We start from the raw sequence: 15,560 nt of genomic DNA on the forward strand, positions 1-15,560 counted from the left end.
TTAGCGGTCTCCCCGCCTCCGCGGGACTTAAGGCACTCGCTCGTTCCTCTGGAGCGACTCGCCCCTTCACGATAGGAAGTCGGTCCTATCGGCTGCATTTCGATCAAAAGCCGCATTCGATGAAACCTAATTCCGCGTGGCGAGACACGCGCTCGCATTGGCAGATCAGTTCTTGGCGAACCGGTGTTAAAGGATCGCAGTCTCATTTGCGAGCCCCCACATTATTCAACTACCACAAACGATACCTGAGGTGATGGTGCAAGTGGCTGACGTTTGGCGCAAGTTCTCGTTTGACTACATTGACGACCCGGAGTTGGATATTTCGACGGCGAGAATTTTAAATCAGAAGTTCATCGTCGACGGCAAGATCGATTGGGCCCAGGCTTACAGTCTTGATTCGGTCGAGGTTGGTGGCCGCGCTCCAGAAAGTCGCCGGAAGCGACGACGCCGCGAGGCACCGACCGTGCTTTCGGTGCCAATCCGTCTTGTTGTCCCTTTCGCTCATAGCTTCGACGTGCGGGATCGAGCAAAGATTGGGATTATAGTTCCTGAACGATTCGAGTATGAAAGTGACAGGGTCGAAATCGTCGGTCTGATGGAATGCGACCTCACCGTTTGGGTTACGTCATCACCTGATCCCTACTTCGAACTGGGGCCGCTCGAATCGGGCATCGCAGGTACTTGATCAGGTGGGTGTTGCGTGTGCCGTCGTCTACAACGGCGTTCGCGTATGACCGTGACGGAGGACGACGGCGGAGCCCAAAAGTTCCCGCCTGGGCGAGTCGATTGCCTCATTATCATCGTAGGCCGGGGATAGGAAACCACCGACCATGGCAAGGTAGATTTTGAGGGGAACGTCGTGAGCATAAAGTGGCCTGTATCCATCTTCGAAATCGACGGGTACTTTCAGCGAATCGATTCGCAAGTGGATTTGCATCACTTGTATGAACCCGACTACTGGGATGAAGTGTGCGTCGGGTTTGATGCGGAATTCAAGCGACTCGAAATAAGAGACCATCCTGCCGATCCAAGACTCGAGGTTGTGGCCGAAGCCGACGTGGTCTCATTCGAGAAATGGGCAAGAAAAGCTCTCACTCGAATGTGGAAGGTGGATCGATTCCGGGGTCGTAGCGCGAGTATCGAGGAAGGCCATCGGGTAGGAGACCTCGACGCTAGAGCCTTGTGGGGCGAGCTCATTATTCGGTCTGAACAGTAGCTCTGAGCGTTCGACGGTTCACATCGACCTTGGGGCGATTACTTCGGACCTGTTGCTTTCGTATGACGCGGAGAACCGTCATGTCGGGACGCGGACGTATGCGGGTTCGGTGGCCTCGCCGGTGCGGGATGGTTCGGGGCGTATGGTGTCGCGGACGGTGGATCCTGCGGGTGATTCTCCGGCGGTGACGTCGCGGTGACGGTCGACGTTCCCTCCGCTGTTGCATCCACGTGATCCTATCCGCCACTGCAGGGTCACACGCTGACCACGGGCGACGGGGCCACCTCTTCGGGCGTGCAGCTGTATGACCCGTTCGGTCGGCCTCTCGAGGCGGGGACTCTCGCACTGGGCACGGGAGCCGCCAACGAGTCCGGTTCGGTGAACGGGACGACAGGGTGGCATCAGGGCGCGCAGAAACTCACCGAAGCGTTGGAGACGGCGCTGGTGATCGAGATGGGTGCCCGGTTGTATGTGCCGGCGTTGGGTCGGTTCTTGCAGGTGGATCCGGTTGAGGGTGCTGTCGACAACGACTACGTTTGGCCGACCGACCGGATCTGGAAGAACGGCCTGAGCGTCGAAACCGTTGCCTACGTTATCCAGGGCCGCGCGGGTGAGGCAGTGGTTGCCGCCGCACGAATCGCCGCAGGCGCCGTTGGGATGAGAAGTACATTGAGGCGGCGGCGTCAGTCATCGAGACGACCGCTCGAGCGTGCGCAGTTCGTCAACGGCACCAAGCGGGCAGCAAGGTGGTATTTGGTGTGGTGAAGAAATCCGGCGTTTACGTCCATGGCTCGTCCAAGGGCGTTCGAGTCGGCGGCGCGATTCTGGGTGGTGCATGGTTGGTAGTTGCTTTACCTCCTCTCTTTGTCGAGTCCGAGAATCTTGGTCTTCTTCCCCTGTCTCCACTCTTCCTGTATTGGATTATCCGACCGTGGTTCATGGGGCTTTGGCTCACAGAAGAGCACGTGGTGGTGGAAAGTTGGTATCGGCGATATCGGATACCCGTGGGCGAGGTTTCCTCCGCGTCTGTAGCGGGTTACCTTGGCCTTATCTCTAAGGGGGTGATCCGACGGATTCCTTTCGCTGGTCCGGTGGGCACACTCGTTATTACAGAGCAGTCCGGTCGACGTCGCGACTTCCCGAGCACGATAGCGAAACGCAAGGCGGCATTGAGGCTGGCCCTGCGAGTCCGTCAGCACGTGGGAATCGAACGCCCACGGTCGGACGTGTCCGCAGTGGAATGAGCCGGATCGTGGCGGAGACCCTTGGGGTTCAGATGCCGGCGCGCGGGAAGCGGTACGTGTATGCGAGTGCGGGGGATTCTCCGTTGGCGGTGGTGTCGGGGGATGCCGGGGCGACGGTGTTCCTGTCCCTGCCGGGCGCGGTGACGGTCGATTTCCCGTCTTCGGGTGCGGCGTCGTGGTCGTACCCGTCCTTGCAAGGGCCCACGCTGACGACCGGGGACGGGCCTTCGTCGTCGGGTGTGCAGGTGTACGACCCGTTCGGGCAGCCCCTTGACCCGGCGACTCTCGCGTGGGGTACAACGGCGGCCAACGATGCGGGTGCGGTGAACGGCACGACGGGGTGGCATCAGGGTGCGCAGAAGCTGACGGAGTCGGTGGACTCGGCGCTGCTGGTCGAGATGGGTGCCCGGTTGTATGTCCCGGCGCTCGGCCAGTCGGGATACGCTCACATCCCGCTTCTGTCAGGACGGAGTTTGCGTGGACCGCGATGAAGCATTGCGAGGCGTGCTCTGCGCCGTGAATCGAAAGGTGGATCTCCGCGCGCGTGCATCTTTTGTGGTGCCGCCATCGGCTGCCGGTATCGCCCAGGTGTTCATGCGCCCGCATAATCTCGATGCGCCCGAAGTGTGCGTGACCGATACGACTGTTTCATTTTACCTTGAGTTCTTGGGCGCGCACTGGGAGGCGGACTCGTCGGAAGACGTATCGTTCGCTGAACGTGTCAACTGGGCCGTGGAGATGATTGCAAACGCTGCTGAATTCGGATTAATTCGCGTGCGGCGTCGGGGGTCACTATGGGGTCGTCAGACTCATTTGCTTATGTCTGCGGGCGATAAGGACGCCTGGCGCCGTGATTCTCGATTCAGGATTGTTCGATCGTGGCCATCTTGGAGCTAGGGACCCGCTCGCGTGTTCGAATGGAAGGGCGGCCCTATGAGGTCGGTTGATGAGCCCACGCTGCCGGGGCAGTCGCAGGTGATAACGACGCGGTATCGCGATGACGGCGCGGGTTAATTGTTGTCGAGTGATCTGCGGGATGCCGTGGCGGCGTCGGCGCGCGTCGCAGATCCGGAGACAGGCCATGGATCCGGACGCACTCCGCGAAATGCTCCGGTTCTGGCGCCTCTTTCCGGATCCGGTTCGCGCCGCGCCCGCTCACTCCAGCAGATGCCGCAGATACCTCCCCGGCGCCTCCAGAAACCCGCGGTGCAACCGCACAAGATCCAGGTCTTCCCAGGCGCTCTCGCGGATGCCCCACTCGCCCAGCTCGAGGATCGTCGCGCCCGGCAGTGCGGCGAGGACGGGGGAGTGGGTCGCGCAGATCACCTGCGTGCCGCGGCAGCGCATGCGGTCGAGGGATGCCAGCCAGCGGAGCGTCGATGAGAACGACAGGGCCGCCTCGGGCTCGTCGAGGCACGCGAGGCCGGCGACGTAGCGCTCGTGGTCGAGCACCTCGTCGAGGAGGCTGTTGAACGACTCGCCGTGACTCATCTCGTGGAGGCGCAGGGCGTCGCCCCCGACGAGGTCCTGTCGCCACGAGTAGTAGCTGTGCATCGTCTCGGCGCGCAGGAAGAATCCCCAGCGGGGTGCGCGGGGACTCCGCTCGACGCGCAGCCACTCGCCGAGCGGGCTCTCGGTGCGCCGCGTCTCGCCGCCGCCGTTCGTCGACCCGCCCTCGGCGGGGAGCCCCGCGGCCTCGGCGATGCCCTCGATCAGGGTCGATTTGCCCGAGCCGTTCTCGCCCACGAGGAACGTCACGCCCGGTCCGAACTCCCAGCCGTCATCCGCGGCGACCTCGAGGAACTGCGCGACGGCGGGGACCGTCGCCGGCCACGCCGCGCGATCGACCGGGGCGTCGCGAAAAAGCTTCACCCGCTGCACCGGCCGCGGGTCGTGCAGCCACTCGTCGCCGCGCGTCATGTCGTCAGACCCAGGTTCGCAGCCAGTTGTGCAGGCGCCAGAACTCGTACGGGACGGGCAGCCCCGCCCACACGGGGTACCAGAACGCCGAGAGGGCGACGCACAGCACCAGGAACCCGACGACGAACGCCTGCCCGCCGGCCCTCGACCCGTCGCGCATGCCGCGGGCGACGTCGCGCAGCGCGAACGCCAGCGCGAGCACGAGGAACGGCAGCATCGCCACCGTGTAGAACTGGAAGATCGTGCGCTCGGGGTACAGCAGCCACGGTACGTAGGTGGCGGCGAGGCCCGTGAGCACGAGCGCGTAGCGCCAGTCCCGCACGAGCACGAAACGCACGAGTAGATACACGGATGCCGCGACCCCGGCCCACCAGATGAGTGGGTTCGCGAGGCTCGAGATCGCTTCCGTGCACCCGCTCGGCAGACCGCACCCGTTGACGCCGTAGTCGTCCTGGTGCCAGTACATCGACGTGGGGCGGATGAGGAAAGGCCACTGCCACGCGGGGCTCGCGTAGGCATGCGGGGTCACGAGGCCCACGTGGAACTTGTACATCGCCTCGTGATAGGCCCACAGGCTCTGCAGGGGCGCGGGCACCCACGACCAGAGGTCGGCCGACGCCACGGGCGTCGAGCGCATCCAGCCGCCGTCGGTGAACAGCCATCCCGACCAGCTCGACAGGTAGACGAGGGCGGCCACGGGCACGAGCAGCACGAACGAGGCGAGGCCCTGGCGCACGGCATCCATCGGCCATTGACCGATTCCGGCGCGTCGTCGGGCGAGGGCGTCGGTCACCACGGCGTAGATGCCGACGGCGGCCAGCACGTAGAGACCCGACCACTTCACGGCTGTGGCGGCTCCTGCGGCCGCGCCGGCGGCGATCAGCCACGGGCGGTTCCACAGGATCGGGCCCCACATCGGAGCCTCGCCCTCGCGAGCGACCCACGGCGCGGCCCACCGATCGGCCGTACGCCGATGATCGAGGGCGACGAACCAGAACGTCAGCACGATGAAGAACGTCAAGAAGATGTCGAGCAGGGCGATCCGGCTCAGCACGATCCCGAGTCCGTCGATCGCGAAGAGACCGGATGCCACGGTCGCCAGCGGAATGGACCGGGTGAGCGTGCGCGCGACGAGGTAGATCAGCAGCACCGTCGCGGTGCCGAAGGCGGCCGCCGCGATGCGCCAGCCCGTCGCGGAATCCGCTCCGAACAGCGCCATGCCGGCGCCGATGAGGATGCGCCCGAGCGGGGGGTGCACCACGTAGCTTCCGATGCCCGTGAAGATGTCGGTGTCGCCGGCGGCGAAGCGTTCGTCGGCCTTGTCGGGCCACGTCGACGGGTAGCCGAGCACCCACTGGCTCCACGCGTCCTTGACGTAGTAGGTCTCGTCGAACACGAGCTGGTGCGGGTTGCCGATGTCGATGAGACGCAGCACCGCCGCGGCGAGCGTGACCAGCGCGGGGGCGAGCCAGCGCCACAGGCGCAGACGACGAGGGTCGGCGAGCAGCGCGTAACGCCAGCGGTCGAGGCGTGTGCGCTCGACCGGCGGGAGCAGAGGAGAGAGGTCGGTGCTCACGCGCCCCAGCCTAAGGTGGAACGGTGATCATCCTTGCGGCCACCCCGATCGGCAACCTGGGTGACGCGTCGCGCCGTCTGATCGAGGCGCTCGAGAACGCCACGGTCGTCGCGGCCGAAGACACCCGCACGACCCAGCGGCTGCTCGCGGGCCTCGGCGTCGAGAATCGCCCGCGCCTGATCGCCCTGCACGACCACAACGAGAAGGAGCGCGCAGCCGAGCTCGTCGAGCTCGCGCGCGAGGACGACCTCCTCGTGCTGAGCGACGCCGGTATGCCGACCGTGAGCGACCCCGGTTTCGGCCTGGTCGCGGCGGCTGCCGCCGCGGGCGTGACGGTCACCGCTCTTCCCGGGCCCAGCGCCGTGGTCACGGCCCTCGCCGTCGCGGGGCTGCCCACCGACCGTTTCGCCTTCGAAGGCTTCCCTCGCCGCAAGCCCGGGGAGCGGCGCCGCGCCTTCGCGCAGTTGGCGTCGGAGGAGCGGACCCTGGTCTTCTTCGAGTCGCCGTCGCGACTGGCATCCACTCTCGACGACCTCGTCGCGACCTTCGGCGCCGATCGTCCCGCCGCGGTCTGCCGCGAGCTGACGAAGCTGTACGAAGAGGTCAAGCGGGGCACGCTCGCCGAGCTCGCCGCGTGGGCGGCTGACGGGGTGCGCGGCGAGATCGCGATCGTCGTCGGCGGCGCCACGGCGCGCGAGGTGGCGTTCCCGGATGCCGTGACCCAGGTGCTCGAACTCGTACGCGGCGGCACGCGGCTCAAAGAGGCAGCGGCCGAGGTCGCGTCGCTGACGGGTCACTCGTCGCGCGAGCTCTACCAGGCGGGGCTCGCGGTCAAGCGCTGAGGGGTGGTCTGACGGGTCGCGCCGTCGTCACCGGCGGTCTGTTTCGCGCTCGTTTCGCTATCGAGACGGTTCCGCACCCGACCTTGACGGGCTAACGGTCATGCTTCCATTCTATTCCACAAGTATCCACACTTGCGGGCAGAACCCGACGCGCCCGCATCGCCCCCGCTTCCTCGACAGGATACCCGGCATGACCGCAACAGCCTCTTCCGCCTCCGACTCCCCGGAGGAGTTCGGCTACACCCAACAGCTGCATCGCGCCACGGGCGGATTCGCCTCTTTCGCGGTGGCCTTCGCCTTCGTCTCCATCGCCACCGGCATTTTCACGACCTATGGCAGCGTGCTCAACAGTTCAGGTCCCGCGGGAATCTGGACGTGGCCGATCGTCGTCGTGGGCCAGACGATGGTCGCTCTCGTCTTCGGCTCTCTGGCTGCCCGGATCCCGGTCACCGGCTACTCGTACCAGTGGATGTCGCGGCTGGCGAACCCGGTGCTCGGCTGGATCATGGGGTGGATCTCATTCACCTTCCTCGCCATCGTCGTCGTCGCGGTCGACTACACCATCGCCTCCACGGTGCTTCCGGTGCTTCTGGACTACGAGGGGAATGCGGGCAACGCCTGGCTGATCACGGTGGTCGTCCTCGTTCTGCAGGGCGTGCTCGTGACTTTCAGCACCGCATGGACCGAGCGCGTGAACAACTTCGCCGTGTCCGCCGAGCTCATCGGCATGATCCTGCTCGTGGTGCTGCTTTTCGTCGTCGGTCTCGTCGCTAAGGAGCTCAACGTCGGGAACCTCTTCTCCACGGGCGCGGTTCCCGCCGAGGGATACTTCTCCGTCGGCACGCTCACGAGCGTGGGACCGTGGATCATGGGCACCCTGCTCGGAGCGTTCACGATCGTCGGGTTCGAGTCGGCCGCCAACCTCGCCGAGGAGACGAAGGAGCCCGCCCGCGTCGTCCCTCGCGCGATGTGGCAGGCGGTTCTCGCGTCCGGCATCCTCGGGTTCCTGTTCCTCATCGTGGTCACCCTTCTCGCCGGTGATCCGGTCGAGCTCGCGGAGTCGGCGACGCCGATCGCCGACGTCGTGCATCGGGTCCTCGGCCCGGTCGTGGGCACTGGGCTCCTCGTCCTCGTTGTCATCGCGATCTTCGCGTGTGGAATGGTGATCCTCATGACGGGTGTGCGACTCATCTGGGCGATGTCGCGCGACGACCGTTTCCCTGGCCATCGCGCGATCAAGCGGATCTCGCCCAGCTTCGGCACCCCCGCAGTCGCCGCCGTGGCCTTCGTCCTCATCGCGCAGGCGATCCTCGCGGTGTTCGCACTGCAGACGGACGCGCTGTTCAGTCTCTTCTCGGCCGCAACGCTTCTTCCCGCGGTGATCTATGCCGCGACGATCCTGCTCTACATCGTCAAGCGCCGGAGCCTTCCCGCCAGCAAAGGCTTCTCGCTCGGACGCTGGGAGGTTCCGGTGCTCGTGCTCGCGTCCGCGTGGCTCGTCTTCGAGCTGCTCATCTTCCGCGATGCGTCGTTCGCGACGGCATGGGTCTATGTGGCGATCATGGTGGTGCTCGGCGGTGTCTATCTCACGTTCCTCCTCGTCTCGCGCGGCGGCGTTCGCGGCCTCGCGATGCCCGACATGCACTCGATCGACGCCGAACTCGACGCCGACGCACGCCAGGCCCATCGGAGCCACGACGCATGACGACGGTCCTCGCGATAGACCAGGGCACATCCGGCACGAAGGCCCTCGTGGTCGCCCCTGACGGTGCGGCGATCGGCGTCGCAGAGCGTAGCCTCCACCCTCGCTATGCCGGTCGTGCGGTGGAGCAGGACCCCCTCGCCCTGCTCGAGAGCGTCGTGGAGGCGGGGCGTGAGGCGGTTGCCCGTGCGGGTGTTGCCCCCGACATCGTGACCCTCGCCAACCAGGGAGAGACGGTACTCGCGTGGGATCCCGAGTCCGGGACGCCGCTCACCGACCTGGTCGTGTGGCAGGACCGGCGTGCCGAGGCCCTCTGCGAGGAGCTGGGAGAGTACTCGGAGACGGTCGCGGCGCGTACCGGTCTGGTTCTCGACCCGTACTTCTCCGCGCCCAAGCAGGCGTGGATCCGCCGGACCCTCACGACGGAGGGCGTCGTTACGACCTCCGATGCCTGGCTGCTGCACCGTCTCACGGGCGCGTTCGTGACCGACGTGTCGACGGCGAGTCGTTCCCTTGTGACCGATCTCGAGAACGCCTCGTGGGATGCCGAGCTGCTCGAGGTCTTCGGACTCGGCGACGAGTCCCTCCCTCGCATCGTGGATTGCGACGAGGTCGTCGGACACACCGACGTCTTCGGCCGCCCCGTTCCGGTCGGCGGTCTCGTCGTGGACCAGCAGGCCGCCCTCCTCGCCGAGTCCTGTCTCCTTCCCGGCGAGGCGAAATGCACCTTCGGAACGGGGGCATTCCTCCTCGCCAACGCGGGCACCGAGCCCGTGAGATCGAGCACCGGTCTGTCGACCTCGATCGCGTGGACGGCACGCGGCGCGACGGCGTACTGCTTCGACGGACAGGTGTACACCGCGGCATCCGCGATCCGTTGGATGCAACAGCTCGGGTTCATCGAGAGCGCCGCCGAGCTCGACACCATCGCCGCCTCCGACCACGGCGGCGTGTTCGCCGTCCCTGCGCTGGCGGGGCTGGGGGCGCCCTGGTGGCGTCCGGATGCCGCCGGCGTCTTGGCGGGAATGAGCCTGTCGACCGACGTCGGTCATATCGTCCTTGCGGTCCTGCAGGGGATAGCGGCTCAGGTCGCCGAGCTCGCAGAGGCCGTCGTAGACGACACGGGCGTTCCGTTGCGGCGCCTGCGCGTGGACGGCGGTCTCACGCGGAGCGTGGTTCTGATGCAGGCGGTCGCCGACCTGCTCCAGGTGCCGGTCGACGTCTACCCGTCGGAGCACGCCACCCCGCTCGGCGCGGCGGCGCTGGCCCGGTGCGCCGCCGATCGCTCGCTCGGCCTCGCGGAGTCGATCATCCCGTGGCAGCCGGCCCGCGTCTTCGAGCCGCGATGGACGGCGGCGCGCGCCGAGGAGTTCCGCACGCGGTGGCGCGCAGTCGCTGACACGGCGACACTCGCCTCCGCACCTTTCACCACCCCTTCGAGTCCCACCCAGGATTGACCCATGAGCCTCATCCCGTCCGTCTCCGTCGTCGTCATCGGGGGAGGGGTCGTCGGAACCGCGATCCTCCACGCCCTCGCACATCGCGGGGTCGATGCCCTGCTCCTCGAGCGCGAGAACGACCTCGCCTACGCCGCGAGCGGCACGAACTCCGGCATCCTGCACACGGGGTTCGACTCGACCCCGGGAGAATTGGAGACGCAGCTCATCCTGCGCGCGGCCCGGCTTCGAGCTGAGATCCTTCCGGCCCTGGGTGTGCCCGTCCTGCCTTGCGGCGCTGTTCTGTCGCCCCGAGTGGAGGGTGACGACGCAGTGATCGCGGACCTGGCCGCCAACGCGGCCGCTAACGGCGTCGCCACCGAACGCCGTGGGGCCGACGGCGCGCTGCTCGTGCCCGGGGAAGCGGTCACCGACCCCGTCGCCTTCACGCTCGCGCTCGCCGCGTCGGCACGTTCGGCGGGGGCTCGGATCGAACTCGATGCCCCGGTCGTCGGTCTGGACGACCATGGCGAGGAAATGACGGTTCGCCTCGCGGACGGCCGCACGGTCCGCGCTGCGGCGGTGATCAACGCGGCGGGACTGCACGCCGACGACGTCGCCCGGCTCGTCGGGGACGAGACGTTCGAGATCTATCCGCGCAAGGGAGAGTTCTTCGTGTTCGAGGTGCCCGCGGAGCGCCGGCTCGACAGCATCCTGCTTCCGGTGCCCACCAAGCGCACGAAGGGGGTGCTCGTCTTTCCGACCCTCGACGGCCGGGTGGTGACCGGCCCGACCGCCGTGGATCTCTTGGACAAAGAGGACTGGAGCGTGCGGCCGGAAGCGCGGGACGAGGTCCTCGCGAAAGCCCGTGCGGCGTTCGCCGCGCTCGAGGGGCTCGAGCCGGTCGCGCAGTACGCGGGACTGCGACCCGCGGGCCGCGATGCCAATTACGTGATCGGCCCCTCTGGCTCCTGCGCGCGTCTGATCAACGTCGCCGCGATCCGTTCCACCGGACTGTCGGCGTCGCTCGGCATCGGCGCCTATGTCGCTGAGATGCTCCCCGAGCTGGGTCTCGATGTGGACCACGCCCGCCCCGCGGCGCCGGTCGCCTCCCACGCCGTACGTCCCGAGTGGTGGCGACGGACGGCTGCGCGCTTTGCAGAGGTGGGCCGGGTCACGAGGTGAGCGACGGCAAGCCCACCGTACTGTTCGACCTGGACGGCGTGCTTCTGCGGGGCGACACGATGGCGAGCCTCGTCGTCCGACGCCTCGTACGTCACCCGCGGCGGATGATGCGAGCGGCACCGACGCTGGCCCGGCTGCTGGGAGCGGGCCCCGAGACCGAGCGTGCCCGTTCGGCCCATCGGCGGTTGGTGCAGCTGGCCCTCGACGGGCTGGAGCGGCACGAATACGAGGAACTCGCCGTGCACACGGCGCGACGTCTCGCCGCCGATCCGCGTCGCCGCGTCGCCGCGTGCGTTCGAGCAGCGTGCATGGCGCTCCATCGGGGCGAGCGCGTGCTGGTGGTGACGGCGACGGAGCGCGTGCTCGCGCGGGCATACCTTGACGCGATCGGCCTGCGGTCCGCGGAGCTCTCCGCCTCTGAGCTCGGCGGACCCCCACGCCGTCTCGGATGGGAGCGGCACAATGTCGGCGAGGCCAAGGTCGAGAGTGTTCGCGAGCTGGGTGTGGCTGTGGAACAGGCCCGTTTCTTCACTGATTCCGTCAGCGACCTTCCCCTCGCGCTGCGGGTGCGGGCGGTCGTCCTGGTCAATCCGTCGCGCCGATCGGCGCGCGTCTTCCGTGACCGGATCCCCGGGCACACGCTCCTGCGGGGGTGAGCGGTCCCCCGGGAGTTAGCCCGCCATCACGATCGCCGCGTCGACGTGCTCGAGAGCGGCGCTCAGCGCGCCCGTCGGCGCCTCATCCACCACCACCCCCGTGAAGCTGCTCAGCGTGGCCACGCGATGCGGCGCGACGCGGTCGAACTTCGTCGCATCGGCCAGGACGTATGCGCGCCGGGCGTTGCGCAGCACGACCCGGCGCACGTCGACCTCGTCGAGGTAGTAGTCGGTGAGACCTGCCTCGGCGTCGAGACCGCCGGAGCCGAGGAACGCCACATCGACGTAGACATCGTCGAAGAATCGTGCGGCCGTGGCGTTCGAGAGGGCCAAGTCGCCTCCGCGCACGCGGCCCCCACTCACGAGGACCGTGATGCCCGGGCGATCCGCCAGCTCCACCGCGGCGCGCAGCGACGGCGTGACGACGGTGAGATCAGAGGCATCGGCGAGCTCTTTGGCGAGCAGCAAGGCGGTCGTGCCCACATCGATCATGATCGTGCCCCCGCGAGGCACGAGGGCGGCCGCGGCCCGGGCGATGCGCTGCTTGGCCTCGAGACCACTCGCGCTGCGCTCGTCGAAGGAGGCCTCGGCCTCCGCGCTGGGCGCCGACAAGGCGGCGGCACCGCCGTGGACGCGGGTGAGTGCGCCCCGCCTGTCAAGGGCCATGAGGTCACGACGGATGGTCTCGATCGACACGTCGAGACGTTCCGCGAGCTCCTCCGTGGTCACCGCTCCGGCTTGCCGCACGAGCTCGGCGATACGCGCTTGCCTCTCGACGATCAGCATCGGCGTTCGCTTCTCCGACGCGCCGCCCTGGTCTTCCGCGACGCTGTGGACATTCGTGGGCGCATGGGGAGATTATCCCCTGCGCGGTCTCTCTCGGCGCACGTCGCCGGTGCGAGACGCCGGCTGCACGACAGAACCGGACACGGCGCCGACCGGACACCGGCCGGGCCGGGGGACGTCACGCGACCGCCCGGGCCGCACGCGCCCCCGTAGAATCCTCAGGTGACTTCCGGCCGATCTTTCTACATCACGACGCCGATCTACTACCCGAGCGACGTCCCCCACATCGGCCACGGCTATACGACCGTGGCCGTGGACACGCTCGCGCGCTGGCACCGCCAGGCCGGTGACGACACATGGATGCTGACCGGCACCGACGAGCACGGCCAGAAGATGATGCGTGCCGCGGCCGCGAACAACCACACCCCGCAGGAGTGGGTCGACAAGCTCGTGGGCGAGTCGTGGTTCCCTCTGCTGAAGACGCTCGACGTCGCCAACGACGACTTCATCCGCACGAGCCAGCCCCGTCACGAGGAGCGCGTCGCCAAATTCGTGCAGGCGCTCTACGACCGGGGCTACATCTACGCCGGCGAGTTCGAGGCGCTCTACTGCGTCGGGTGCGAGGAGTTCAAGACCGAGGCCGAGATCGTCGACGGCGAGGGTCCCTTCGAGGGACTCAAGGTCTGCGCGATCCACTCCAAGCCCCTCGAGCTGCTGCAGGAGAAGAACTACTTCTTCAAGCTCAGCGAGTTCCAGGACCGCCTGCTCGAGCTGTACAAGACCGAGCCCGACTTCGTGCGCCCGGAGTCGGCGCGCAACGAGGTCGTCTCCTTCGTCAAGAACGGTCTGAAAGACCTGTCGATCTCGCGGTCGACGTTCGACTGGGGCATCCAGGTGCCCTGGGATGACGCGCACGTCATCTACGTGTGGGTCGACGCGCTGCTCAACTACGCCACGGCCGTCGGCTACGGCAACGATCCCGAGCAGTTCGCGCGCCGCTGGCCCGCCTACCACGTGGTCGGCAAAGACATCCTGCGCTTCCACGCCGTCATCTGGCCCGCGATGCTCATGGCCGCGGGCCTCGAGGTGCCGCGCGGCGTCTTCGCGCACGGCTGGCTGCTCGTCGGCGGCGAGAAGATGTCGAAGTCGAAGCTCACCGGCATCGCCCCGACCGAGATCACCGACGTCTTCGGCTCCGACGCGTACCGCTTCTACTTCCTGTCTGCGATCGCGTTCGGGCAGGACGGCTCGTTCTCGTGGGAAGACCTCTCGGCCCGCTACCAGGCCGAGCTGGCCAATGGCTTCGGCAACCTGGCATCCCGCACGATCGCCATGATCGAGCGGTACTTCGAAGGGATCGTCCCGCCGGCCGGCGAGACGACCGAGATCGACCGAGCGATCCAGCAGACGGTGGCGGATGCCGCGACGAACGCCGATGCGGCCATCGAGAAGTTCCGCATCGACGAGGCGATCGCGGCGATCTGGACGATCGTCGACGCGCTCAACGGCTACATCACCGACAACGAGCCGTGGGCCCTCGCGAAAGACCCCGAGAAGCGCGAACGCCTCGGCACCGTGCTCTACACCGCCGCCGAGGGACTGCGCGCGCTCGCCGTGCTGCTGTCGCCGGTCATGCCCGTCTCGACCGAGAAGCTGTGGGTCGCGCTGGGCGCCGCCGAGAGCATCGGGCGACTGCACGACCAGCCGCTGCGCGACGCCGGAGAGTGGGGCGTGCTGCGTCCCGGCTCGTCGGTCAACGGGCTTTCGCCGCTGTTCCCGCGCGTCGAGCAGGCGTGAGCACGTCGGCCCCGGATCCCGCGGCGGTCCCTGAGCGCGCGGCGGTCCCTGAGCTTGTCGAAGGGTCCGCCCCCGGCGCCACCCCGGTCGAGCGGCCCCGCGGCACCATCGAAGGCGGCGACCCGAGCCAGTACGTGCGGGAGCGCTCGACCGATGGCCGGCGCGACGTGAGCTACCCGCCGGCGCCCGAGCCCCTCGGCATCCCGGTCTATGACAACCACACGCACCTCGAGATCGAGGACGGCCCTTCGACGGGCTCAGGGACCATGCACGGTTTGTCGCTGGATGAACAGCTCGAGCGCGCCCTCGCCGTGGGTGTGCACGGCGTCGTCCAGGCCGGCGGCGACGTCGACTCGTCGCGCTGGTCGGCGTGGGCGGCCGCGACACATCCGCGTGTGCTCGCCGCCGTGGCGATCCACCCGAACGAGGCTCCCGTCTACGAACGCGCCGGCGAGTTGGATGCCGCGATCGCGGTCATCGACGAACTCGCGGCCGCTCCGCGCGTGCGGGCGATCGGCGAGACGGGGCTCGATTTCTTCCGCACCGAGGCCGATGGCATCCCGGCTCAGCTCCGCTCGTTCGAGGCGCACATCGCGCTCGCGAAGAAGCACGGGATCGCGATGCAGATCCACGATCGCGATGCCCACGATGCCGTGCTCGAGACCCTCGAGCGCGTCGGGGCACCCGACAAGACCGTGTTCCACTGCTTCTCCGGCGATGCCGAGATGGCGCGGATCGCCGCCGACCGCGGCTACTACCTCTCGTTCGCCGGCAACGTCACGTTCAAGAACGCGCAGAACCTGCGCGACGCCCTCGCGGTAACCCCCCTCGAGCGCATCCTCGTCGAGACCGACGCCCCGTTCCTGACTCCCGCGCCCTACCGTGGGCGCCCGAACGCCCCGTATCTGATCCCTGTCACTCTGCGCTTCCTCGCGTCCGAGCGGGGGATGGATGCCGACGAGTTCGGCGCGCAGATCGCGGCGAACACGATCGAGGTCTACGGCGAGTTCTGACGCCGCCACGACGAAGGCCGGCACCCCGCGGGATGCCGGCCTTCGAGTTTTGGATCGAGCTCAGCGCTTCTCGTCGTCGAGACGGGCTTCTTCGGCGCGCTCCAGACGGTCCTTCTCCTTCTGGGCAGCCTCGCGCTCCTCGCGGATCTCTTCGTGCGACTTCGAGTTGTTGGTCATGTTTCGGTCC

At 67.4% G+C, this 15,560-nt stretch carries 14 protein-coding genes; 11 read left to right on the forward strand and 3 right to left on the reverse strand.

Annotated elements, in window-relative coordinates; all coding sequences use genetic code 11:
* The first annotated feature begins 250 nt into the window (after positions 1–250).
* The 4 genes from P2P98_RS18550 (at position 251) to P2P98_RS18565 (ending at position 3,357) form a co-directional block, all read left to right on the forward strand.
* Positions 251–685, forward strand: a complete 435-nt coding sequence (locus P2P98_RS18550) for a hypothetical protein (RefSeq protein ID WP_275801751.1) — start codon at positions 251–253, stop codon at positions 683–685.
* Between the two features lie 825 nt (positions 686–1,510).
* On the forward strand, positions 1,511–1,981 hold the full coding sequence (locus P2P98_RS18555) for a hypothetical protein (RefSeq protein WP_275801752.1): 471 nt from the start codon (positions 1,511–1,513) through the stop codon (positions 1,979–1,981).
* Positions 1,982–2,468: 487 nt separating this feature from the next.
* Positions 2,469–2,951: a hypothetical protein gene (locus P2P98_RS18560; protein ID WP_275801753.1), complete on the forward strand. Its 483-nt coding sequence runs from the start codon at positions 2,469–2,471 to the stop codon at positions 2,949–2,951.
* Positions 2,938–3,357: a hypothetical protein gene (locus P2P98_RS18565; RefSeq protein ID WP_275801754.1), complete on the forward strand. Its 420-nt coding sequence runs from the start codon at positions 2,938–2,940 to the stop codon at positions 3,355–3,357. Before P2P98_RS18560 ends, P2P98_RS18565 begins: the two co-directional genes overlap by 14 nt.
* A gap of 258 nt (positions 3,358–3,615) precedes the next feature.
* Here P2P98_RS18565 and P2P98_RS18570 read toward each other — a convergent pair whose 3' ends face one another.
* Both P2P98_RS18570 and P2P98_RS18575 read right to left on the reverse strand, forming a co-directional pair.
* Positions 3,616–4,380, reverse strand: a complete 765-nt coding sequence (locus tag P2P98_RS18570) for an AAA family ATPase (RefSeq protein WP_275801755.1) — start codon at positions 4,378–4,380, stop codon at positions 3,616–3,618.
* 4 nt (positions 4,381–4,384) lie between these two features.
* Positions 4,385–5,956 carry a phospholipid carrier-dependent glycosyltransferase gene (locus tag P2P98_RS18575; protein ID WP_275801756.1) on the reverse strand — a complete coding sequence of 524 codons (1,572 nt, stop codon included), beginning with the start codon at positions 5,954–5,956 and terminating at the stop codon, positions 4,385–4,387.
* Between the two features lie 23 nt (positions 5,957–5,979).
* On the opposite strand from P2P98_RS18575, the gene rsmI reads away from it, so the two are divergent.
* The 5 genes from rsmI (at position 5,980) to P2P98_RS18600 (ending at position 11,777) form a co-directional block, all read left to right on the forward strand.
* Complete coding sequence (gene rsmI / locus P2P98_RS18580; protein WP_275801757.1) at positions 5,980–6,798, forward strand: 16S rRNA (cytidine(1402)-2'-O)-methyltransferase; 819 nt, start codon at positions 5,980–5,982, stop codon at positions 6,796–6,798.
* Between the two features lie 190 nt (positions 6,799–6,988).
* Complete coding sequence (locus tag P2P98_RS18585) at positions 6,989–8,503, forward strand: amino acid permease (RefSeq protein WP_275801758.1); 1,515 nt, start codon at positions 6,989–6,991, stop codon at positions 8,501–8,503.
* On the forward strand, positions 8,500–9,957 hold the full coding sequence (locus P2P98_RS18590) for an FGGY family carbohydrate kinase (RefSeq protein WP_275801759.1): 1,458 nt from the start codon (positions 8,500–8,502) through the stop codon (positions 9,955–9,957). Before P2P98_RS18585 ends, P2P98_RS18590 begins: the two co-directional genes overlap by 4 nt.
* Positions 9,958–9,960: 3 nt before the next feature.
* Positions 9,961–11,121 carry an FAD-dependent oxidoreductase gene (locus P2P98_RS18595; RefSeq protein WP_275801760.1) on the forward strand — a complete coding sequence of 387 codons (1,161 nt, stop codon included), beginning with the start codon at positions 9,961–9,963 and terminating at the stop codon, positions 11,119–11,121.
* On the forward strand, positions 11,118–11,777 hold the full coding sequence (locus tag P2P98_RS18600; protein ID WP_275801761.1) for a haloacid dehalogenase-like hydrolase: 660 nt from the start codon (positions 11,118–11,120) through the stop codon (positions 11,775–11,777). Before P2P98_RS18595 ends, P2P98_RS18600 begins: the two co-directional genes overlap by 4 nt.
* Positions 11,778–11,792: 15 nt before the next feature.
* Here the strand turns inward: P2P98_RS18600 and P2P98_RS18605 are convergent, their stop codons facing one another.
* Positions 11,793–12,563, reverse strand: a complete 771-nt coding sequence (locus tag P2P98_RS18605; protein WP_275801762.1) for a DeoR/GlpR family DNA-binding transcription regulator — start codon at positions 12,561–12,563, stop codon at positions 11,793–11,795.
* Between the two features lie 222 nt (positions 12,564–12,785).
* On the opposite strand from P2P98_RS18605, the gene metG reads away from it, so the two are divergent.
* Entirely contained in the window at positions 12,786–14,360 is a 1,575-nt protein-coding gene (gene metG, locus P2P98_RS18610) for a methionine--tRNA ligase (RefSeq protein WP_275801763.1), read from the forward strand.
* Between the two features lie 107 nt (positions 14,361–14,467).
* Entirely contained in the window at positions 14,468–15,373 is a 906-nt protein-coding gene (locus P2P98_RS18615) for a TatD family hydrolase (protein WP_275801781.1), read from the forward strand.
* Positions 15,374–15,560: the final 187 nt, after the last annotated feature.

Origin of the sequence: Microbacterium sp. Kw_RZR3 (assembly GCF_029222405.1) — a bacterium.
In the GTDB taxonomy this organism is placed as follows: domain Bacteria; phylum Actinomycetota; class Actinomycetes; order Actinomycetales; family Microbacteriaceae; genus Microbacterium.